This window comes from Peptoniphilus sp. HMSC062D09, from assembly GCF_001811425.1.
In the GTDB taxonomy this organism is placed as follows: Bacteria; Bacillota; Clostridia; order Tissierellales; family Peptoniphilaceae; genus Peptoniphilus_A.
Window position 1 is genome coordinate 83501 of the sequence record NZ_KV804685.1, and the last position, 20362, is coordinate 103862.

The window sequence follows — 20362 nt, forward strand, 5'->3', positions numbered from 1 at the left end:
TAAAAATGAGAGTATCAATTATAATGGGTTCAATTTCTGACAGAGAAATTGCAGATAAGATTGTTGCAAAATTAATGGAATTTGGAATTGAGTATGACGCCAAAGTAATTTCTGCTCACAGAGCCTTAAATCAGTTGCAAGATTATGTTAAAAATTCTGAAGATGAAAGCCAAGTTTTCATCTCAATTGCAGGCAAGGCTGCTCACCTTGGTGGTGTAATCGCAGCTCTTACTACTAGACCTGTTATCGGAGTTCCTGTTAAGAGTTCCACTCTTGACGGACTTGATGCACTTCTTTCCACTGTTCAAATGCCAAGCGGCGTACCAGTTGCCACAGTTGCAATAAATGGTGGAGAAAATGCTGCAATTTTAGCAGCAGAAATTTTAGCTATTTCCGATGATAATTTAAAGGAAAAGTTAAAGAAATTTAGATCTGATATGTCAGAAAAAATTGCAAACACCGATTATGTTTATGAAGGATAAAAGGAGCGGAGATGGCAATTAATTATAAAGATGCTGGCGTAGATGTTGATGCCGGTCAAAGAGAAGTTGAATTAATTAAAAGTATTGTTGCAAAAACTCAGTCAAAGGATGTTTTATCATCCCTTGGCGGTTTTTCAGGTCTTTTCAATTTAGATTTAAGTGAAATTAAAAATCCAGTTCTTGTAAGTGGAACTGATGGAGTTGGCACAAAGGTTATTTTGGCTCACATGCTTAATAAGCACGATACTATTGGTATTGACTGTGTTGCTATGTGTGTAAATGATATTTTATGTCAAGGGGCAAGGCCACTTTTCTTCTTGGACTACATTGCTACAGGCAAATTAGTTCCTGAAAAAATGGAAGAAATTGTAAAGGGTGTTGCTGAAGGTTGTATTCAGTCTTCTGCTTCACTTATAGGTGGAGAAACTGCAGAAATGCCAGGAGTTTATCAAGAAGACCAATATGACCTTGCAGGTTTTGCTGTTGGAGTAGTTGATAAAGATAAAATTATTGATGGTTCAAGCATTAAAGAAGGAGACATAATTTTTGGACTTTCTTCTAATGGTATTCACTCTAACGGATATTCCCTAGTTAGAAAAATTGTCTTTGATCACTGCAAATTTGATTTAAGTGAAAAATTTGATGAACTTGACTCAACACTTGGTGAAGAACTTTTAAAACCAACTAGAATTTATGTAAAGGAAATTCTTGAACTACTTAAAGTTGTTGATATCAAGGGCATGAGCCATATAACTGGCGGCGGTTTTTACGAAAACATTCCAAGAATGATCCCAGATGGACTTTGTGCAAAAGTGGACGCATCTGTTGCAGAAACTCCAGAAATTTTTAAACTTCTAAAGAAGTGGGCAGATCTTAAAGACAAAGATATGTATTCTACTTTTAACATGGGAGTTGGACTTACTTTTGTTGTAAAAGAAGATGATAGAGATAAGGTCCTTGATTTCTTTAAAGATAGCGACTTAAAGCTTTATGAACTCGGAAAAGTTGTAGCTGGAGAAGATAAAATTGAACTTAGCTTCTAAAAATATTGCAGTTTTAATTTCAGGTGGTGGCACAAATCTTCAAGCCATCATTGACAATACAAAAAATAATTATATCAATGGAAAGATAAAAATTGTCATTTCTAATAGAGAAGATGCTTATGGGCTTACTCGTGCAAAGAATGCAGGTATAAAGGCTGTAGTGATAAAGGACGACGAAAAACTTATAAGCACTTTATCTGAAAATAAAATTGACTTAATTGTTCTGGCAGGATATTTAAAAATCTTGCCAGAAAAAATTACCAAAATATATGAAAATAAAATAATAAATATTCATCCATCACTAATCCCTGCCTTTTGTGGTAGGGGTTATTATGGATTAAAAGTCCATGAGGCCGTCATCAAAAAAGGTGTAAAATACACTGGTGCCACTACTCATTTTGTAAATGAAGGCGCAGATGAAGGTCCTATTATCATGCAAAGAATTACTGAAGTGGGAGAGGAAACTCCTGAAGAACTTCAAGCAAAGGTCTTAAAGATTGAGCATGAAATTTTGCCTCTTTCTGTAAAATATTTTTGCGAAGATAAGTTAAAAGTTGTTAATGGAAAAGTTGTGATCGGAGGTTAGTATGAGAGCACTTATTTCAGTTTTTGACAAAGAAGGAATTGTTGAATTTGCAAAGGAACTTGCAAATAGAAATTGGGAAATCATTTCTACTGGCGGAACTTTCAAAAAGTTAAAGGATGCAGGAATTGATGTTATATCTGTGGATTCTGTCACAGGTTTTCCAGAGATTTTAGATGGGAGAGTAAAGACTCTAAATCCAAAAATTCACGGCGGAATCTTAGCTAGACGCGACATAAAAGAACACATGGAAACTTTAAAGGATGAAGAAATTATACCAATTGATATGGTTGTGAACAATCTCTATCCTTTTGAAGAAAAGCTACTTGAAAAGGCTGACCACGAAACTATGATTGAAAACATAGATATTGGTGGTCCATCTATGATTAGGGCTGCTGCCAAAAATTATAGAGATGTCTTTATTGTAACTGATCCAAGTGATTATGAAGATGTACTTAATAATTTAGAGGGAGATAATTTAGAGTTTAAAGAATATCTTGCGAAGAAGGCCTTTAACTACACAGGTCATTATGATGCTGTAATTTCAAATTATTTCTTAAAGAGACTTCCTGAAGAATTTCCTAAATATATTAACAAGAGCTACAAGCTTGTTGAAGAATTGAGATATGGCGAAAACCCACATCAAAAGGCAGCTTTTTATGAAGATTCTTACACACCAGATAAGGTTGAATATAAGGTTCTTCATGGCAAACAAATTTCCTATAACAACTTAAACGATATGTATTCTGCCCTCAATGCAGTCATTAATTTTGAAAAGCCAGCTGCAGTTGCAGTTAAGCACACTGATCCATGTGGAATTGGTACAGGGGAAAGTCTTGAAGAAGCCTTTCTTAAAGCCTATGAATGTGACGACGAATCAATCTTTGGTGGCATCATTGCCCTTAATAGGGAAGTTGATGGAAAAACTGCAGAACACCTCTCAAAGATTTTCCTTGAAATTGTTGTTGGACCAAGTTTTTCTAAGGAAGCCTTTGAAATTTTGACTCAAAAGAAAAATATAAGGCTTGTAGAAATTCCTGAATTCCAAAGACTTTATGAAGGTGGAAAGAGATTTAAGCAAGTTTTAAACGGAATTATCATCCAAGATTCAGATGATATAGTTTGGGATGAAGAAAAACTTTCCTTTGTTTCAAATAGAAAACCAAGTGAAAAAGAATTAGAAGAATTAAAATTTGCCTTTACTTGCTGCAAGACAACTTTCTCAAACTCGGTTGTCATTGCAAAAAATGGCGGAACTCTTGCCCTTGGTCAAGGTGAAACAAAGAGAGCTTGGGCTGTGGAAGAGGCAATTGATAGGGCTGGAGAAAAGGCAAAGGGAGCAGTTCTTGCATCTGATGGATTTTTCTTTAGAGATACAATTGAACTTCTTTATAAGGCAGGCATTGATGTAATAATTCAGCCGGGCGGCTCTGTAAAGGATCAAGAAGTTATTGATTATACAAATGAGCATGATATTTGTCTTGTCTTTACAAATATAAGACATTTCAGACACTAGGAGGACAAATGAAGGTACTTGTAATTGGAAATGGCGGAAGAGAACACGCACTTGCATGGAAACTTAGTGAAAGTAAAAGCGTTGATAAAATATTCATGGCAAGGGGGAATGGCGGCACAGAAGATTTTTGCGAAAATCTAGACCTTGATCCCAAGGACATTGATGGACTATTAAAGTTTTCTGATGAAGAAAAAATTGATTTAACAGTAGTTGGTCCTGAAGATCCACTTTGCATGGGGATTGTAGATGCCTTTAAGGAAAAGGGATTAAAAGTTTTTGGACCAAACAAAGCCTGTGCAAGATTTGAAAAGTCAAAGGAATTTACAAAGAAATTTTTGGAAAAATATTCTATTCCAACTGCAAAATACAAAAGTTTTGAAAATTATGACGATGCAATTGAAAGCTTAAGTGAATTTTCTTATCCACTTGTTGTAAAAGCTGACGGACTTTGCCTAGGTAAGGGCGTAATAATTTGCCAAAACTTAGAGGAAGCAAAGGATGCTCTTCATAAAATATTTAAGGATAGAATTTTTGGCGACGAAGGAAGTACTGTTGTCATAGAAGAATTTTTGACAGGGGAAGAAGCTTCTGTACTTTGCCTTGTATCAGACAACAAATTATTTCCACTAGAAAGAGCCAAGGACCACAAGCAAATTTTTGATGGCGACAAGGGTCCAAACACTGGCGGCGTGGGAACTTATTCACCAGTAGCAGCAAGCAAAGAACTAGAAAAAAATCTTCAAGTAATTTATAGGCAAATAGAAGATGGACTAGATGAAGAAAAATTAACTTACTCAGGAATTTTATTTATAGGCTTTATGATTGAAGAAGACAAGCCAAAAGTTTTGGAATTTAATGTGCGCTTTGGCGATCCAGAGACAGAAGTCCTAATGCCAAGACTTGACTGTGACTTATTTGAACTTTTAAATAAGACAATTGATGGAAAATTAAAAGAAGAAGACATCAAGTGGAAGGATGAAACTTGCCTAACAGTTATAATGTGTTCAGGTGGCTATCCAGGTTCCTATGAAAAGGGCAAAAAAATTTCTGGGCTTGATGATGTAGACAGCGACATAATAGTTTTCCACAATGGAACAAAAAAATCTGATGCCCTCTACACTAATGGCGGCAGAGTCCTATCAGTGACAGCTTTAGAAAAAAACTTAGAGGAAGCTCGAAAAAAAGCCTACGAAAATGTAGCAAAAATAAATTTTGATGGCGCCTACTTTAGAAAAGACATTGGTACAAAATAAAATAAAAATATTTAAGATGCTGTGATAGAAATTCATAGCATCTTTTTTTCTTGCAGAAAAAAATTTTTGTATTAAACTATAAGAGGTGATTAATTTGAAAATAAAAACCTATGAAAATTTGCACGAGACTTTTTTAGTTTTATTTTTTATAACAATTGCAGGTGGCTTTCAAGATGCCTACTCCTACTTAATGAGGGGGAAGGTCTTCGCCAATGCACAGACGGGAAATATTGTACTTCTCTTCAAAAATATTGTTGACTTAAATTTTAAGGCATCAATTTCATATTTAATACCAGTCATAGCCTTTGCCTTTGGCGTATATGTTGCAGTTTGTTTTGAATATGCTATCGAAAAGAAAATTCTTCATTGGCGTCAATACATAGTTGCCTTTGAAATAATTATTATGGTAATTGTTGCACTTATTCCTGAAAATTTAAACAATCTTGCCAATGCCCTACTTTCTTTTTCCTGTGCCATGCAAGTTTATTCCTTTAAGAAAATTTATGGACTTAACTTTGCAACTACAATGTGTATAGGAAATCTTAGGAGCGCCACAGAAAATCTTTCCAAGTACCACATAACAAGAGATAGAGAATACCTTGAAAAATCAAAAAAATATTACACAGTAATTTTAATTTTTGGCATGGGAGCAGCTCTTGGCTATATTACATCAGATTTTTTTGGCATTAAGTCTATATTAATTGCAGCAGCCTTCCTTACAATCTCTTTTATAATTTTATTTTTTGAAGAGAGAGCTAAATAAGAATAAGCTTTAAATTAATAGATAGGTAATTATCTTAAATTTTTACATAAGAAAAAATTTTACTATTTTATATTTTATTTATTAATATGAAAGAGTGAAAACCTTTTAAATTTGAATTTAAATTGATTTCTTAAAATAAAGGTAAAACTTTTCCATAATAGTAAGTATAGTATAATAGCCTTAATTTTATAAAAAAATCCTTTTGATTTAATTGGCTGAAATCAAATATAATTTTTTCGAAATTTTTAAAAAGGGCAAAATTTTGCCTTATATCAAGGTCTGAGCACAGTTTGCCCAGACTTTTTTATTGCAGGATTATTTATTGGTGTAAAGGAGAAAAAGGAAAAAGGATTATTTTTTTAGAAAGACTATTTATATTATTAATAATTTGTATTTTAAAAATCCTCTATTTAAATTGTTGAAAAATATTATCAAAAATTTGCATTTTTTCAGAAGATTATTTGTAAGAAATATATCAAAATTAAATTTTACTTTGTGTAAATATTAGGTAAAATTTTTGTATTTAAAAAATTCCTTTGTATGTTCATATATTGAGAATAATATTGACCTTTGCTATTTAATGTGATAAAATCTCTTTAATTTATAAACCAATATTAAATAAATTAGAAGAGGTGTAAAAAATGAAAGTAAAATTTAAGAGGTTTATGGGTATTATGATGCTATTATTAGCAATTATCGCTTTTAGCGGTTGTCAAAAAGTTGACAATGGAGCTAAAGAAGAAGGCAAAGAAGCTAATGTTGCTGCTGCCGATGTCAAAGAAGATGGCGTTAAAGCGCAATTTGAAGCTCTTAAAGATGGCGAAGAATTCCATATTGGAATTATAACTGGTACAGTATCACAAGGTGAAGATGAGTTCCGTGCTGCTCAAAAAGCTATTGAACTTTATGGTTCTGCTGATGAAGGCGGAGTTATTAAACACGACACTTATCCAGACAGATTTGAAGCTGAGCAAGAAACTACAATTTCAAAAATTGTAGCTATGGCAGATGACCCTCTAATGAAAGCTGTAATTGTAAATCAATCAGTTCCAGGAACTGTAGCAGCCTTTAATCAAATTAGAGAAAAAAGACCTGATATCATTCTTGTAAACTTAGTTGCACAAGAAGATACAGTAATGGTAGAAAAAGCAGCTGACCTAGTAATGGATGCTGATAATGTTTCCAGAGGTTACAGAATTATTGCTGCAGCTAAGGAAATGGGAGCTACTAAATTTGCCCACATCACTTTCCCTAGACACATGTCTATTGAACTTTTAGCTCTTAGAAGAGCTATCATGGAAGAAGCTTGTAAGGACCTAGGACTTGAATTTATTTCACTTAACGCACCAGATCCAACAACTGATATTGGTATCCCAGGAGCACAACAATATGTAGCTGAAAATATTCAACCTTGGATTGACAAGTATGGTAAAGACACTGCTTTCTTCTGTACAAATGATGCACATACTGAGCCACTTCTTAGAGGTGTTGCAGCTGGTGGAGCTATCTTTGTAGAACAAGATTTACCATCTCCAATCATGGGTTATCCAAAGGCATTCTCTGTTGATATTAAAGATATGGCAGGAGATTGGCAAGCAATCAACGCTGCTGTTGAAAAAGCTGTTATTGAAAAAGGCGGCGACAAGAGAATGGGTACTTGGGCTTATTCATTAGGTTATTCACTAACTCTTGGTGCACTTGATCATGTAATGGATGTTCTTAAGGGACAAGGAGAACTTCTTAACCAAGAACAAATCGTAAGTGCTATTGAAAAATATACTGAAGGTGCTAAATGGATGGTTGAAAACTATATAGATAGAGCTTCTGGAGAAAAGAAAGAAAATCACTTCTTACTATCTCAAGACACTTATGTATATGGTAGAGGTTACCTAGGTATGGATAAAGTTGAAGTTCCTGAAAAATACATGAATCTTAATGTTGATTTAGATGCTATTGAAGCTGCTCAAGAACAAGCTGAAGGACAAGCTAAATAATTATTTTATAAGAAAAATTAAAGTCAACGGGCTACCGTTGATTTTAATTTTATTTTAAGAAGATGGAGGGATTTTGTTGACAAACAGTTTACTTGAAGTCAAAAATGTCAGCAAGAGTTTTGGCGAAAACGCCGTCTTAAAGGATGTTAATTTCAACCTTCAAAAGGGAGAAATTTTGGGACTTGTTGGTGAAAATGGTGCCGGTAAGTCCACTCTTATGAATATAATTTTCGGAATGGAAGTTATTAAAGACACAGGCGGCTATAACGGTGAAATTTATTTTGACGGAAAATTAATTGACTTCAAAAACCCAATTGACGCCTTAAATGCAGGCATAGGCATGGTACATCAAGAATTTAGTTTAATCCCTGGATTTACAGTTGCAGAAAATATTACTCTCGATATGGAGAAGACAAATTCCTCTGTAATTTCTAAAATTTTTGGTAAAAAACTAGAGAGTATAGATGCTAAAGAAAATATTAGAATAGCAGGTAAGTCTCTCGACACTTTGGAAGTTAGCATTGATACTAATGCTTTAGTTTCCGAAATGCCTGTTGGTCACAAGCAATTTATTGAAATTGCTAGGGAAATGACAAGAAAAGATGTTAAGTTAATAATTATGGATGAGCCAACTGCTGTACTTACAGAAACTGAAGCTAATAACCTTATTGCTTCACTAAGGACACTAGCAGATCTTGGCATTTCTATAATTTTCATCACTCACAGACTTCGTGAAATCATAAATGTATGTGATCAAGTCGTTGTACTTAGAGATGGTGAAATAATTGAAGACAGAAAGAATGAAAATCTATCTATTGAACAAATTGCTAAATGGATGGTTGGTAGAGATGATGAATCAAAGAAGATAGCTGTAGAGAAAGTGGATAAGAATTTAGATGAAAATGACCACATTCTTGAAATTGAAAACCTCTGGGTTGATATGCCTGGTGAAGCTGTCTACGATGTAAGTCTTTCTGTTATAAGAGGAGAAATTTTAGGCATTGCTGGTCTTGCTGGTCAAGGTAAACTTGGTATTCCAAATGGAATTTTGGGCACTTATCCAGTAGGTGGCAAGCTAATTTATAATGGCAAAGAATTAAAACTTGGCGATACTTTAGATATTTTGAGAAATAAAATTGCCTTTGTTTCTGAAGATAGAAGAGGTGTAGGTCTTTTATTGGAAGAGCCAATTTTTTGGAATATAGCTTTTAATGCTATGCAAGTTCAAGAAAAGTTTATCAAAAGAGTTCTTGGATTTAAGTTTAGAGATGAAGCTAAGATGAAAGAGCTATCCAATGAATACATTGAATCTCTTCACATAAAGACAACTGGTCCAGAACAAAAGGCAGGAAACCTATCTGGTGGAAACCAACAAAAGATTTGTCTTGCTAAAGCTTTTGCCATGGAACCAGACCTTTTATTTGTATCTGAACCTACTAGAGGTATAGACATTGGTGCAAAGGAACTTGTACTAGATGCCTTAAAAGAAAGTAATGAAAAGGACAATACAACTATTGTCATGGTTTCATCAGAACTTGAAGAACTTAGAAGTATATGTAATAGAATTGCTGTTATTTGTGAAGGGAAAATCGCAGGTATTTTACCAGCGAATGCTGAAGCAACAGAATTTGGACTTCTAATGAGTGGAGAAGTGGAGGCAGTAAATGACTAAAAAGAAAAGTTTAATTAACAAAATTGGAATTCCACGACTTATTATTGGAGTCTTCTTACTAATTCTTTTTATTGCAGCTCCAATGGCTGGCGTTTCATTAGTCGATTCTATTGACAATGTTCTTTCAAGATTTGGTATGTTTTCAGTTTTAGTTTTATCCCTTGTTCCAATGGTACAATCTGGTTGTGGACTTAACTTTGGTATCCCAATTGGAGTTGTAGCGGGAATTCTTGGTGGTGTAACTTCAATTGAATTTGGTTTTACAGGTTTTAAAGGGATTTTCATAGCAATGCTATTTGCATCTCTTATAGCAGTTGTGTTTGGATTTTTCTACGGACTACTTTTAAATAGAATTAAGGGCGATGAAATGCTTATTGCAACTTATGTTGGATATTCATTCACAGCTTTTATGTGTATTGCCTATTTAATTCTTCCTTACAAGAATCCAGTTTCTGTTTTAAGTTATGGAGGAAAGGGACTATCCCAACAAATTCCAGTTGCAGATTATTGGATGAAGTCAAAAATTTTGGAAGATGGCACTAAGGTAACTGTTGGTGTATTAAATAACTTTTTAAGTATTAATATACTTGGTGTTAAAATTCCTGTGGGTATGTTTTTATTATTTGCACTTATGGCATTTATTGTATGGGCATTTTTCAAGACAAAAACTGGTACTGCAATGACAGCTGTAGGATCTAACTCAGAATATGCAAAGGCTGCTGGTATTCACATTAACAAGGTAAGACTTGTTTCTGTAATTCTTTCAACAGTTATTGCTGCCATCGGTATTGTTATTTACCAACAATCCTATGGTTTTATACAACTTTACCAAGCGCCACTTTCCTTTACATTCCAAACAGTAGCTGCACTATTAATAGGTGGTGCAAGTATTAACAAGGCATCAATTCCAAATGTTATAATTGGTACATTTTTATTCCAAGGTGTAATTACACTTACTCCTACTGTAATAAATGGTGCATTAAATATTGATATTTCAGAAATATTAAGAATGATAATCACAAATGGAATGATAATTTACGCACTAACAAGGAGGAGTAAAGATGAATAAGAAATTTAATTTTAAAGAATTTTTATACAGATTTATGGTTCCTATATTGTTTATAATTATAGTTGTTGTTGGTCTTATAATTGCAAAACCACCACTATCTTATATAACAAATGAACTTTCCAAGAGAATGATAAGAAATACATTCCTTGTACTTTCTCTTATCATACCGATTATTGCTGGTATGGGTATCAACTTTGGTATTCCACTTGGAGCAATGGCTGGTCAAATTGGAATAATTTTTGCACAAGACTGGGGCTTTACTGGAGCAACTGGACTTTTAATAGCTGCTCTTATTGGAACTCCGATTGCAGTTTTACTTGGTCAATTTTCTGGAAGAGTTTTAAATAGAGCAAGAGGAAGAGAAATGATTACATCAATGATGCTTGCCTTCTTTATCCTAGGATGGTACATGCTTTTCCTATTGTACTTCTGCGGAACTTTAATTCCAATGAGAACAAGAGCCATGGTATTATCATCAGGTTATGGTATTAAAAACTCCATTACCCTTGCATCTGCCCAAGGCTTTGACAATATTTTAAAATTCAGAATTAATATTCCTATTACTGCAAAACATCAAATTTTATTTGATGTGCCAGTAGTTACAATTTTAATTATTGCTTTACTTTGCGCATTTATCGTATGGTTTAGAAACACTAAACTTGGTCACGATATGAAGGCAGTTGGACAAGATCAATTTGTATCTTCCAACGCAGGTATGAACTCTGATAAAATCAGAATTGCATCTATAGTAATGTCAACTGTACTTGCTTGCTATGGACAAATTATTTATCTTCAAAATATTGGTACACTTGCAACTTATGCAGGTCAAGACCAAGCAGCACTTTACGCTGCAGCATCAATCCTTGTTGGTGGTGCATCTGTATCCAAGGCATCAATTCCAAATGTAATCTTAGGTACTGCACTATTCCACTTGATGTTTATCGTTCTTCCACAAGCAGGAAGAGTTTTAACAGGCGATGCCATGATGGGTGAATATTTTAGAACATTTATCTCCTACGGCGTTGTTACTCTTGCACTTATTCTTCACGCTTTTGAAAGAAAGAGAGAACTTGAAGCAAATAGGTTGAAGATGCGAGAAGATAGATTAAATGAAAATAAAAAAGAAGAAGTTGCTGATAATTAATATTAATGTAATTTCAAAATTTATATTAAAAAATTGCTCAAGAATACTTGGGCAATTTTTTGCGTTTTATAGACTTATAATTAATGTTTTCTAAAAATAATTTTCTTGCTTATAACTACAAAGAATTTTAAATAAAAATTGGAATTAAATATCTATATATTTATTATTTTCCATGATAAAGGGCGGCGCTACATTGGGGTCCTTGTAGTCCTCAAACTTTTCCTTTAAGTACTTGTAGCAGGACTCCTTGTCAGAAAATTTTATTGCCTGATAGGGCTCTTCAAAGGAAATTTTTTCTATAAACAAATATTCTTTTTCAAGGGGAAGCAGAACTCCAATATGACCAATAAAAAGATAATCGCCGTCTAAATTGTCATGAAGGACTACAGAAAGCATCTTAATTTTTTCAGGGAAGCTGAAATTTGATAAAAATTCCGACATAAGATCTCCTTGAAGCTTCGGATCCTTGCTACTTTTTGTTGAAACTCTTGAAAACAAGCCTTTAAAATTTTTAAATTCCTCATCAGTAAATAAATTTGAATTTTTAATTGCTTCTTCGTCCATAAAAAGTAGGTCGTCATCAATTTTTGTCTCTATCTTAAATTTCATCTCATACTTTAAAAGTAAAAAGGAATTAATTCTACAATTTGTGTCGGGAAAATCGTGTTTGAGCTTACTTCTCTCATCAATAATTTTGCCAGTATCAATATTTATACTAGATAAGCTTTTAAAATCGCCAGTGAGAAGATTATGTGATATGCCTTTGTTATAATCTCTTACAAGAGCAGCAAACTTTTCCAGGCTTTGGCTATTCACACTTCCATCAAGGGAATTTTTAACAAAATCTAAAGTCTTTTCATCATTTAAATTAGAAATTTCTGGCTCTCCTATTTTTTCTTCAATCATTTCTCCATTATCAATATTATTTTTATTTGTTAAATTATTTTTTGCACAGGCTGATGTAAGAAATGCAAGGCAAGCAAATAAAATTAAAATTTTTCTTTTCATCTTACCTCCAAGAATTAAATTATCAAAGTAGATTATACAATAAATAATATTTTTTCTAAATGATATCTTGCATAAATAAGTGCCAAAAAAACATAAACATATCTTTTACATAATTATAATGATAAACTAATAACATAAGATGAAAGCAGGTGGGACATGGATAAATTTAACTTAACTTATATTGAAAATAAAAATATTTATGCAGATATTTCTGACTTTAATTATGATTCTGCAAAAATTGTTAATAATTTTCACAAGTCCTTTGACATCTATGAAAAGACTCCTCTAGTGGACTTGAAAAATTTAGCAGAGGAAATTGGACTAAGGAAATTTTTTGTAAAGGATGAATCCTATAGATTTGGATTAAATGCCTTTAAGGTCCTTGGTGCAAGTTATGCCATAGCAAGTTATATAGGAGAAAAAATTGGATTAAGTGAAAATAATTTAACTTTTGATGAAATAACTTCAGATGAGACAAAGAAAAAACTGGGGGAAATAATTTTCACCACTGCAACAGATGGCAATCACGGTCGCGCTGTAGCTTGGACTGCAAATAAACTTGGTCAAAGGTCAAAAGTCTTTATGCCAAAGGGGACTACTCTTGAGAGATTAGAAAACATTAGGAGAGAAAATTCTGACGCCAATATTATGGAGGAAAATTATGACGACTGCGTGAGGCTTGCTGCAAAATTTGCAAGAGAAAATAAGGGCGTCTTAATTCAAGATACTTCCTGGCAAGGTTACACTGAAGTCCCAAAAAACATTATGAAGGGCTATATGACCATGGCTTATGAAGCTTTTATGGACTTAAAGGAAAAAGAAATGCTTCCAACTCATATTTTCTTGCAGACAGGTGTTGGCTCTATGGCAGCATCAATGACTGCATTTTTTAGAAATGTAATGAAGGAGAATCCTCCAAAAATTATTATTGTGGAGCCTAATAAGGCAAATTGCCTTTACAGAACTGCCCATGCCAATGATGGCAGGCTTCATTTTGTAAAGGGCCATCTCAACTCAATAATGGCGGGACTAAACTGTGGTGAGCCAGTTACTATTGGTTGGCCTATTTTAGAGTCCTATGCTGATTATTTTTTGTCAGTAGATGATTATTACACTGCCCTTGGCATGAGAATTTTAGGAAATAGTATTGGAGATGATAGAAAAATTATTTCTGGTGAATCAGGTGCTGTGACTACTGGCATTGTTTATGAACTCATGAAAGGCGAAGATCTAAGGGAATATAGAGAGAAGATTGGCTTAGACAAAGATTCACTTGTTCTATGTTTTTCAACAGAAGGGGACACAGACAAGAAAACTTACAGAGAAATAGTTTGGCGTGGAAGGTATAATAGTTAAAATTTTTTTATTTTTTAAAATTTACTAACCTAAATTTTTGAAAAGATTAATGTTTATAAAATTTAATATATGAAGTTTTTAGACTTTGCATAAGGCAGAGTCTTTTTTACTTACTCTAAAAAATTTTTAAAATAAAAATAAAAAAGTGTTGAACTTTATTTACAAAAGGGGTATTATATTTTTTGAAAAGATGAACGATGTTCAGTTTTTAAGGGAGGATATATGTTAAAGTCTGAAGAAAGAAAAAAAGAAAAAGAAAATAAAATTACAACAGCTGCTCTTTCTTCCTTTAGAGATAAGGGAATAGAGTCAACTTCAATTAGAGACATAATGAATAGAACAGACTTAGGGCTAGGTACATTTTATCTCTACTTCAGAGACAAAAGAGATCTTGAAGAAAAAATTGTTTTAGATATTATGACAGAATTAATTGTTAATGCCGAAGCTAAGTGTAAAGGTGAGGATTCTAAAAAGAGATTGATTTCCTTTTTTGATTATATAATTGAGCATTTAATAAAGGATCCACTTGAGTTAAAACTTATTTCAAATAATTTAAACTGGGCTCTTTATGCAAAAGTTGAAAATGATGATAGGTTTAAAGAAGAAGAGACAACTTTACATTTTATTTTAAATAAGTATTCAAATTTGTTTCCTGCAATTTTATCAGACGAAGAGAGGCTTTTTATTTTGTCGCTCACTATTAGAATTGTGCTTTCAACTTGTGAGTCCGCATTAATGGATGATTCAGTGCTTGAAATAGAAGATATGAAACCAGTTTTATATAAAATTGTGGACAGGATATTTAGGTAGTGTTTGAATGAAAAAATTTACAAAATTTATTTCACATAGACCTAAGTTTGTGCTTTTGGTTATGACCCTACTTCTTATTCCAGCCTTTTTAGGTTATAAGCTTACGGGAGTCAACTATGATATTTTATCTTACTTGCCAAAGGACTTAAAATCTACTCAAGGTCAGGAGATTTTGGATAAGGATTTTAAAAATGCTGCCACAGGCATGTTAATCCTAGAGGGGACTGACCATGAAGCAGAAGTTTTGAGAGAAAAAATACTAAAAATTGATGGCGTAGAAGATGTAATTTCTAAGACATCAACTGTTGGCAATATGATTCCCAGTGAATTTTTGCCAGATGATATAAAAGATATTTTTTATGCTGAAGATTCTACCCTAATGATCGTAAAATTTAGCGAGTCGTCTTCATCATTAAAGACTATGTCTGCTATTGATCAAATTAGAAGTATCGAATCAAATCAAAAATATTTAAGTGGGATTTCCTCTCTAGTAAAAGATACCAAGGACTTAATTGACAAGGAAACGCCAATATATGTTGCCCTTGCTGTTACTCTCGGACTTATTATTTTATCTCTTACTAATGAATCCACAATCATACCCTTTGTTTTTATTCTAACTATAGGTTATGCAGTTTTATATAACTTTGGGACTAATATATTTTTGGGAGAGATATCCTATATCACCAAGGCCATAGCGGCGGTTTTGCAGCTGGCAGTTACCATGGACTATTCTATATTCCTCTACCACAGATATGTAGAAGAGAAAAAGAATTTTGACAATAAAAATGATGCCATGGACATGGCAATTCAAGAAACTATTTCTTCACTCTTTGCCTCATCTCTGACAACTTTTGCAGGCTTTATTGTTTTAATAGCCATGAGATTAGGACTTGGAAAAGACATTGGTCTTGTAATGAGTAAGGGTGTCTTAATAGGACTCATAGCAACAGTTACAGTTCTTCCTGCCATGCTACTTGTAGCTGAAAAATTTATCAACAAGTACAATCACAGAGTAATGCTTCCTGAATTTAATAAGTTGGCAGATTTTACAATAAAGCATAAAAAAACTCTTTTTACAGTTTTTCTTTTGCTTTTTGTACCTGCAATTTATGGTTCAGTTAATACAAAACTTTACTACAACTTGGACAGATCGCTTCCACAGGACTTAGATTCAATAGTTGCCTTAAATAAAATGAAAAAAGATTATGATATGGCAAGTACCCACTTCATTGTTGTAAAAGATGACCTTTCAAAGTCAGACTTAGAAGGTCTTATAAGCGATATAAAGGGCGTCGAGGGCATAAACTCTGTTTTGAGTGCAAGTTCTGTCACAGGATACACTATCCCAAGTGAATTTTTGCCTGAGAAGCTTCAGGATAATTTTTCAAAAAATGGCTATCAGATGATTATGGCAAACTCCAAGTTTCAAACAGCATCGCCAGAAGTGAAAAAGCAAGTTGGAGAAATGAAAAGTATCATTAATAAATATGACAAGGAAGGTTATTTGACTGGAGAAGCAGTTTTAACTGATGACTTAACAGTTATTTCAGATAGAGACTTTCAAATTGTAAATATAATTTCTATTGCAGTTGTATTTTTAATTATTGCCATAGTCTTTAAGTCCATTGGCATTCCAATTGTCTTAATTGGAGCAATTGAACTTGCAATCCAAATAAATATGGGAATTCCATTTTATTTAAATCACACTATACCTTTTATCACATCAATAATAATTGGGGTAATACAGCTTGGATCTACTATTGACTACTCGATTTTAATGACTGACAGATTTTTGGCTGAATATAATAAAACCAAGAATGTAGATGAGTCTATCAAAATTTCAGTTAAGGAGACTTCAAAATCCATTGTCACATCTGCTTTATCCTTTATGGCAGCCACAATTGGTGTAGGTATTTTTTCAAAAATGGAAATTGTATCGACGATTTGTACATTTTTAGCTAGAGGTGCAATTATTAGTATGTGCGTAATTATACTATTATTGCCTGCTATTATTTCAGTATGTTTTCCAATAATAAAGAAAACTACTAAGGGTTTAGATTAAAAAATATTTTAAGGAGAAGAAAAATGAATAAAAAAGTTCAAAAAGGTGTAATTACAGTTGTTTTGTCTTCCATGATTTTGACAAATACAGCTTTTGCTGCATCAAATGTCATAAATAAAAGTGAAACTGTTTATGTCTTAAAAGAAAATGACAATATTAAAGATAAAACTGTTTCAGTTTGGTTAAATTCAGAAGAAAATATTAAGGGCAAGGACAAGTCCAACTTAAAAAATGTTAAAAATTTGAAGACTGATGAAGAAGTTGAAAATAAAAATGGTTATATTTATTGGGATGAAAATGTAAAGGACATTTACTACCAAGGCAAGAGTGAAGAAAATATTCCAATTGATGTAAAAATTGATTATTATCTTGACGGCGAAAAAATGGAAAATAGTGAATTAAAGGGCAAGTCTGGCCACCTTAAATTAGTTATTTCAACTGAAAACAATAAGTATGTCATAAAGAATATTGCAGGCAAAAAAACTAAGGTCTATGCACCTTATACAGTTATAGCAGCACTATCCTTCCCACTAGAAGTTGCATCAAACATTGAATCTGATGATGCAAAAATTGCAAAGGATGGCAAAAATGAAGTTGTAACTTCAGTATTGACTCCAGGTCTTAGAGAAAACTTTGAAAGTATTTTAGAAGATAGGCAAATGGAAGAATTTAGAAGTGAAGCAGTAGTTGAAATGGATATAAAAGATTACGATCCAGTGGAAGCTTATGTGGTAATCTCTAATGAGTTATTCCAAAACGAAGCAGATTTAGAGACAATTGACAAGCTTCGTGATGGCGTTAGAGAGCTTGAAGACAATTCACAAAAACTAGTTGACGCATCTACAAAACTATCTGAAGCCCAAGGCAAATTAAATGATGGTCTAAGCGAACTGGGCGATGGAACTGTTAAACTTAAGGATGGTTCCAAAGAGCTTTACGATAAATCTGGAGACTTCGAAGAAAAAATTGACGAAGTAATTGAAAAGGTTGAGCCAATTCCAGGTGCTGCAGAAGAAATGTATGAAGGTGGTAGCAAATTAACTTCTGGAATTAGCGACTATACTTCTGCAGTGGGCAAGATGAATGAAAAAACTGGAGAAATGAAAGATGGAGCCAAAAAACTTCATGATGGCTCAGTTGAACTAGACAATGGACTTGGAAAGTTAAAGGATGCCACAGTACAATTAAGAGAAGGTTCAAGTAAATTAAGTAAGATTGACGAAATGAAGGAAGAAGCTTTAAAGAAGTTGTCAGAATTAAAATCTGGAATAGGACAGCTTTCTGCCGGCGCCCATAAACTTGAGGCAGGAGCAGCAAAGGCTTATGAAGGTGCAAATAAACTTGCAGCAGGTGAAGGTGAATTTAATTCTAATTTCCAAGCCTTAAATGGAAAAGTTCAAGCTATGAATGTGCCAGATCTATCAGGACTTGGAAATATAAATGTTGAAGGAGATTTAAAAAACATTGGTGCAAAAGCACAAGAAATTGGTGGAAGTGCACAGTCAATAGGATTATCAGCTGCTGAAATTGGAAAAGCTATAGCAGTATTAAGTCAAAGTGAGGACCCAGCGGCACAACAAGCTATTGGAATATTACAGGGTGCGGCAGCAAACTTAGGACAAAATGCAGCTGGTATTGGACAAAATGCACAGAGTATTGGAGCATCAACACAAAAAGTTGGAAATGACCTTCAAGCGCTAAAAGGTTTAAGCAGTATGGCTGGACAATTAGAAGGTTTAAATGAATTAAAGGGCGGAATGAATCAACTTGCACAAGCGTCAGAACAAATAAATGCTGGAGCAAGTCAACTTCCTGCAGGTCTTGAAGAGTTAAAAGGTGGAACAACAGAGCTTTCTAATGGAGCAAATCAAATTAATTCTGCTCTTGAAAAGGCTATGTCAGAAGCAGCATCAAAACTTGACACTTCACAACTTATGAAGCTTTCAGATTCTCTTGTCAAACTTGATGATGCAGCAGGAAAATTAAAGGACGGCTCATCAAAATTAAGAGAAGGAACAGAAAAGAGTGAGGATGCAGTAAATAAATTTACAGATGCAATTACTGAGCTTGACTCAAATTCACCTAAACTAAATTCAGGAGCAAATGAACTTACTGAGGGACTATTAGAATTCCGCGACAAGTCTGTATTATTTAAAGATTTTCCAAGACTTAAGACTGAAGGTGTAGTTCCTTTGAGAGATGGAATTAAGAAGTTAGATGACGGAATCATCGACTTAAACTCTGGAGCTATTGAATTAAAAGATGGTGGAGTCTTAATAGATGACAACATGAAAATTTTTGCAGAAAAATTAGAAGAATTTAAACAAAAGGGAATTGATGAATTAGACAAGAAGACACAAGAACTTCCTGAGTTTAAAGAAATTGTTGACACTATGTCTGAACTCTCTAAAGAAGATTCATCCTTTACAGGAACTTCTGAAGACTTTGATACTAAGTATAGAATAATCGAAAAAATAAAATAATGTGACAAATCCGAAAATTTGGGTATTACATGATTAATATCAATTTTTAGGAGGCCATTATGGAAATTAAAAAAGGAAACAATTGTTACTATATAGGAGAAGACGAAAATAATTACAAGGGAATTTTGACTTACGAAGAAAAGGGCGATGTAATAGATGCTACACACACTATTGTAAAACCTGAGTACGGCGGACAAGGTCTTGCAGGTGAGCTTGTAAAAAAACTTGTAGAAGATGCAAGAAACGAGAATAAAAAAATAAAGGGAACTTGCTCCTATGTTGAGAAAAAACTTGAATCAAGTGACTTTGACGATGTAAGAGCTTAAAAATGAGATGGGTGAGACATTGCCCATCTTTTTTAATTAAATATTTACGCTCACGCTTTAAAGCAGTATAATTAGCAAAAGGAAGTGGGAATATGGCAGAAAAGTCTAAAGCAAAAAAAGAACATATTTTGATTGAAATAGCAAATTCTATTAGCCACGGAATTGGTGTTATCCTTGGAATTATTTTCTTGTTGATGTTAATTATTCCAAGTGCAAAAAATGGCGAGGTCTTAAAGACAGTTGCCTTTTCTATATATGGTGGATGCTTTATATTTATGTATTTAATGAGCACAATTTACCATGCAATTCAGCACAAGGGAGCAAAAAAAATTCTTAGAATTTTCGACCATGTGTCCATATATTATTTTATAGCAGGAAGTTTTACTCCAATAATACTTTTACTTACAAAGGGAAAGTTTAGATTATTTTTTATAATTTTAATCTGGGCAATAGCAATTTTTGGAACAGTTTTTAAGATTGCTACATATAAAGATTATGACAAGTTAAAAACTATTTCTGTTATTATTTATATTGCCATGGGTTGGCTTTCTGTATTTTTAATTAAGCCAATTGTAGCAAATACAACTTGGAAGTTTATGCTTCTCTTAGTTTTAGGTGGCGTTGTTTATACTGCAGGAACTTATTTCTACAAATCAAAGAAGTTCAAAGGCAATCACATAATTTGGCACTTCTTTGTCTTAGCAGCATCAATAATTCACTTTATTGCCTTTTATCTTTATATTTCATAAAAAATTTTGGTTCATCAAATTGATGGACCAATTTTTTTGTAAAAAAAAA

17 protein-coding genes are annotated in these 20362 nt (G+C 33.2%); 16 read left to right on the forward strand and 1 reads right to left on the reverse strand.

Annotated features, from left to right (window positions below):
• The first annotated feature begins 5 nt into the window (after nucleotides 1–5).
• From purE to HMPREF2801_RS00685, 10 genes are all read left to right on the forward strand, one after another.
• Nucleotides 6–482 carry a 5-(carboxyamino)imidazole ribonucleotide mutase gene (gene purE, locus HMPREF2801_RS00640; protein ID WP_070610017.1) on the forward strand — a complete coding sequence of 159 codons (477 nt, stop codon included), beginning with the start codon at nucleotides 6–8 and terminating at the stop codon, nucleotides 480–482.
• A gap of 11 nt (nucleotides 483–493) precedes the next feature.
• Nucleotides 494–1525: a phosphoribosylformylglycinamidine cyclo-ligase gene (purM, locus tag HMPREF2801_RS00645; protein WP_070610018.1), complete on the forward strand. Its 1032-nt coding sequence runs from the start codon at nucleotides 494–496 to the stop codon at nucleotides 1523–1525.
• On the forward strand, nucleotides 1509–2111 hold the full coding sequence (gene purN, locus HMPREF2801_RS00650) for a phosphoribosylglycinamide formyltransferase (RefSeq protein ID WP_070610019.1): 603 nt from the start codon (nucleotides 1509–1511) through the stop codon (nucleotides 2109–2111). Before purM ends, purN begins: the two co-directional genes overlap by 17 nt.
• 1 nt (nucleotide 2112) lies before the next feature.
• Nucleotides 2113–3624 (forward strand): bifunctional phosphoribosylaminoimidazolecarboxamide formyltransferase/IMP cyclohydrolase, encoded by a 1512-nt coding sequence (purH, locus tag HMPREF2801_RS00655; RefSeq protein ID WP_070610020.1) that lies wholly within the window; start codon nucleotides 2113–2115, stop codon nucleotides 3622–3624.
• 8 nt (nucleotides 3625–3632) lie between these two features.
• Nucleotides 3633–4877: a phosphoribosylamine--glycine ligase gene (gene purD, locus HMPREF2801_RS00660; RefSeq protein ID WP_070610022.1), complete on the forward strand. Its 1245-nt coding sequence runs from the start codon at nucleotides 3633–3635 to the stop codon at nucleotides 4875–4877.
• Between the two features lie 94 nt (nucleotides 4878–4971).
• The gene (locus HMPREF2801_RS00665) at nucleotides 4972–5640 is read left to right on the forward strand and encodes a YoaK family protein (protein WP_070610024.1); all 669 of its coding nucleotides are present in this window, start codon (nucleotides 4972–4974) and stop codon (nucleotides 5638–5640) included.
• A gap of 641 nt (nucleotides 5641–6281) precedes the next feature.
• Nucleotides 6282–7634, forward strand: coding sequence for a DUF3798 domain-containing protein (locus tag HMPREF2801_RS00670; RefSeq protein ID WP_070610026.1), 1353 nt, complete (start codon nucleotides 6282–6284; stop codon nucleotides 7632–7634).
• Nucleotides 7635–7710: 76 nt separating this feature from the next.
• Nucleotides 7711–9306, forward strand: coding sequence for a sugar ABC transporter ATP-binding protein (locus tag HMPREF2801_RS00675; RefSeq protein ID WP_070610028.1), 1596 nt, complete (start codon nucleotides 7711–7713; stop codon nucleotides 9304–9306).
• Entirely contained in the window at nucleotides 9299–10375 is a 1077-nt protein-coding gene (locus tag HMPREF2801_RS00680) for an ABC transporter permease subunit (protein WP_019124574.1), read from the forward strand. Before HMPREF2801_RS00675 ends, HMPREF2801_RS00680 begins: the two co-directional genes overlap by 8 nt.
• Nucleotides 10368–11519, forward strand: a complete 1152-nt coding sequence (locus HMPREF2801_RS00685) for an ABC transporter permease subunit (protein ID WP_070610029.1) — start codon at nucleotides 10368–10370, stop codon at nucleotides 11517–11519. Before HMPREF2801_RS00680 ends, HMPREF2801_RS00685 begins: the two co-directional genes overlap by 8 nt.
• A gap of 144 nt (nucleotides 11520–11663) precedes the next feature.
• Here the strand turns inward: HMPREF2801_RS00685 and HMPREF2801_RS00690 are convergent, their stop codons facing one another.
• Nucleotides 11664–12527 carry a DUF4300 family protein gene (locus HMPREF2801_RS00690; RefSeq protein ID WP_070610031.1) on the reverse strand — a complete coding sequence of 288 codons (864 nt, stop codon included), beginning with the start codon at nucleotides 12525–12527 and terminating at the stop codon, nucleotides 11664–11666.
• Nucleotides 12528–12683: 156 nt separating this feature from the next.
• Here HMPREF2801_RS00690 and dpaL point away from each other — a divergent pair, with 156 nt between their 5' ends.
• The 6 genes from dpaL (at nucleotide 12684) to HMPREF2801_RS00720 (ending at nucleotide 20313) form a co-directional block, all read left to right on the forward strand.
• Nucleotides 12684–13883, forward strand: coding sequence for a diaminopropionate ammonia-lyase (gene dpaL / locus HMPREF2801_RS00695; protein ID WP_070610033.1), 1200 nt, complete (start codon nucleotides 12684–12686; stop codon nucleotides 13881–13883).
• Nucleotides 13884–14105: 222 nt separating this feature from the next.
• On the forward strand, nucleotides 14106–14693 hold the full coding sequence (locus HMPREF2801_RS00700; RefSeq protein WP_070610035.1) for a TetR/AcrR family transcriptional regulator: 588 nt from the start codon (nucleotides 14106–14108) through the stop codon (nucleotides 14691–14693).
• A 7-nt stretch (nucleotides 14694–14700) separates the two neighbouring features.
• On the forward strand, nucleotides 14701–16755 hold the full coding sequence (locus tag HMPREF2801_RS00705; RefSeq protein WP_070610037.1) for an efflux RND transporter permease subunit: 2055 nt from the start codon (nucleotides 14701–14703) through the stop codon (nucleotides 16753–16755).
• A 23-nt stretch (nucleotides 16756–16778) separates the two neighbouring features.
• Nucleotides 16779–19238 carry a YhgE/Pip domain-containing protein gene (locus HMPREF2801_RS00710; RefSeq protein ID WP_070610039.1) on the forward strand — a complete coding sequence of 820 codons (2460 nt, stop codon included), beginning with the start codon at nucleotides 16779–16781 and terminating at the stop codon, nucleotides 19236–19238.
• 59 nt (nucleotides 19239–19297) lie between these two features.
• Complete coding sequence (locus HMPREF2801_RS00715) at nucleotides 19298–19564, forward strand: GNAT family N-acetyltransferase (protein WP_019124567.1); 267 nt, start codon at nucleotides 19298–19300, stop codon at nucleotides 19562–19564.
• Nucleotides 19565–19656: 92 nt separating this feature from the next.
• Nucleotides 19657–20313 carry a PAQR family membrane homeostasis protein TrhA gene (locus HMPREF2801_RS00720; RefSeq protein ID WP_019124566.1) on the forward strand — a complete coding sequence of 219 codons (657 nt, stop codon included), beginning with the start codon at nucleotides 19657–19659 and terminating at the stop codon, nucleotides 20311–20313.
• Nucleotides 20314–20362: the final 49 nt, after the last annotated feature.

Coding starts and splice junctions, on each gene's coding strand:
- purE (WP_070610017.1), top strand. CDS start 6: ATGAGAGTATCAATTATAATGGGTTCAATTTCTGACAGAGAAATTGCA.
- purM (WP_070610018.1), top strand. CDS start 494: ATGGCAATTAATTATAAAGATGCTGGCGTAGATGTTGATGCCGGTCAA.
- purH (WP_070610020.1), top strand. CDS start 2,113: ATGAGAGCACTTATTTCAGTTTTTGACAAAGAAGGAATTGTTGAATTT.
- purD (WP_070610022.1), top strand. CDS start 3,633: ATGAAGGTACTTGTAATTGGAAATGGCGGAAGAGAACACGCACTTGCA.
- HMPREF2801_RS00670 (WP_070610026.1), top strand. CDS start 6,282: ATGAAAGTAAAATTTAAGAGGTTTATGGGTATTATGATGCTATTATTA.
- HMPREF2801_RS00680 (WP_019124574.1), top strand. CDS start 9,299: ATGACTAAAAAGAAAAGTTTAATTAACAAAATTGGAATTCCACGACTT.
- HMPREF2801_RS00685 (WP_070610029.1), top strand. CDS start 10,368: ATGAATAAGAAATTTAATTTTAAAGAATTTTTATACAGATTTATGGTT.
- HMPREF2801_RS00690 (WP_070610031.1), bottom strand. CDS start 12,527: ATGAAAAGAAAAATTTTAATTTTATTTGCTTGCCTTGCATTTCTTACA.
- dpaL (WP_070610033.1), top strand. CDS start 12,684: ATGGATAAATTTAACTTAACTTATATTGAAAATAAAAATATTTATGCA.
- HMPREF2801_RS00700 (WP_070610035.1), top strand. CDS start 14,106: ATGTTAAAGTCTGAAGAAAGAAAAAAAGAAAAAGAAAATAAAATTACA.
- HMPREF2801_RS00705 (WP_070610037.1), top strand. CDS start 14,701: ATGAAAAAATTTACAAAATTTATTTCACATAGACCTAAGTTTGTGCTT.
- HMPREF2801_RS00710 (WP_070610039.1), top strand. CDS start 16,779: ATGAATAAAAAAGTTCAAAAAGGTGTAATTACAGTTGTTTTGTCTTCC.
- HMPREF2801_RS00715 (WP_019124567.1), top strand. CDS start 19,298: ATGGAAATTAAAAAAGGAAACAATTGTTACTATATAGGAGAAGACGAA.
- HMPREF2801_RS00720 (WP_019124566.1), top strand. CDS start 19,657: ATGGCAGAAAAGTCTAAAGCAAAAAAAGAACATATTTTGATTGAAATA.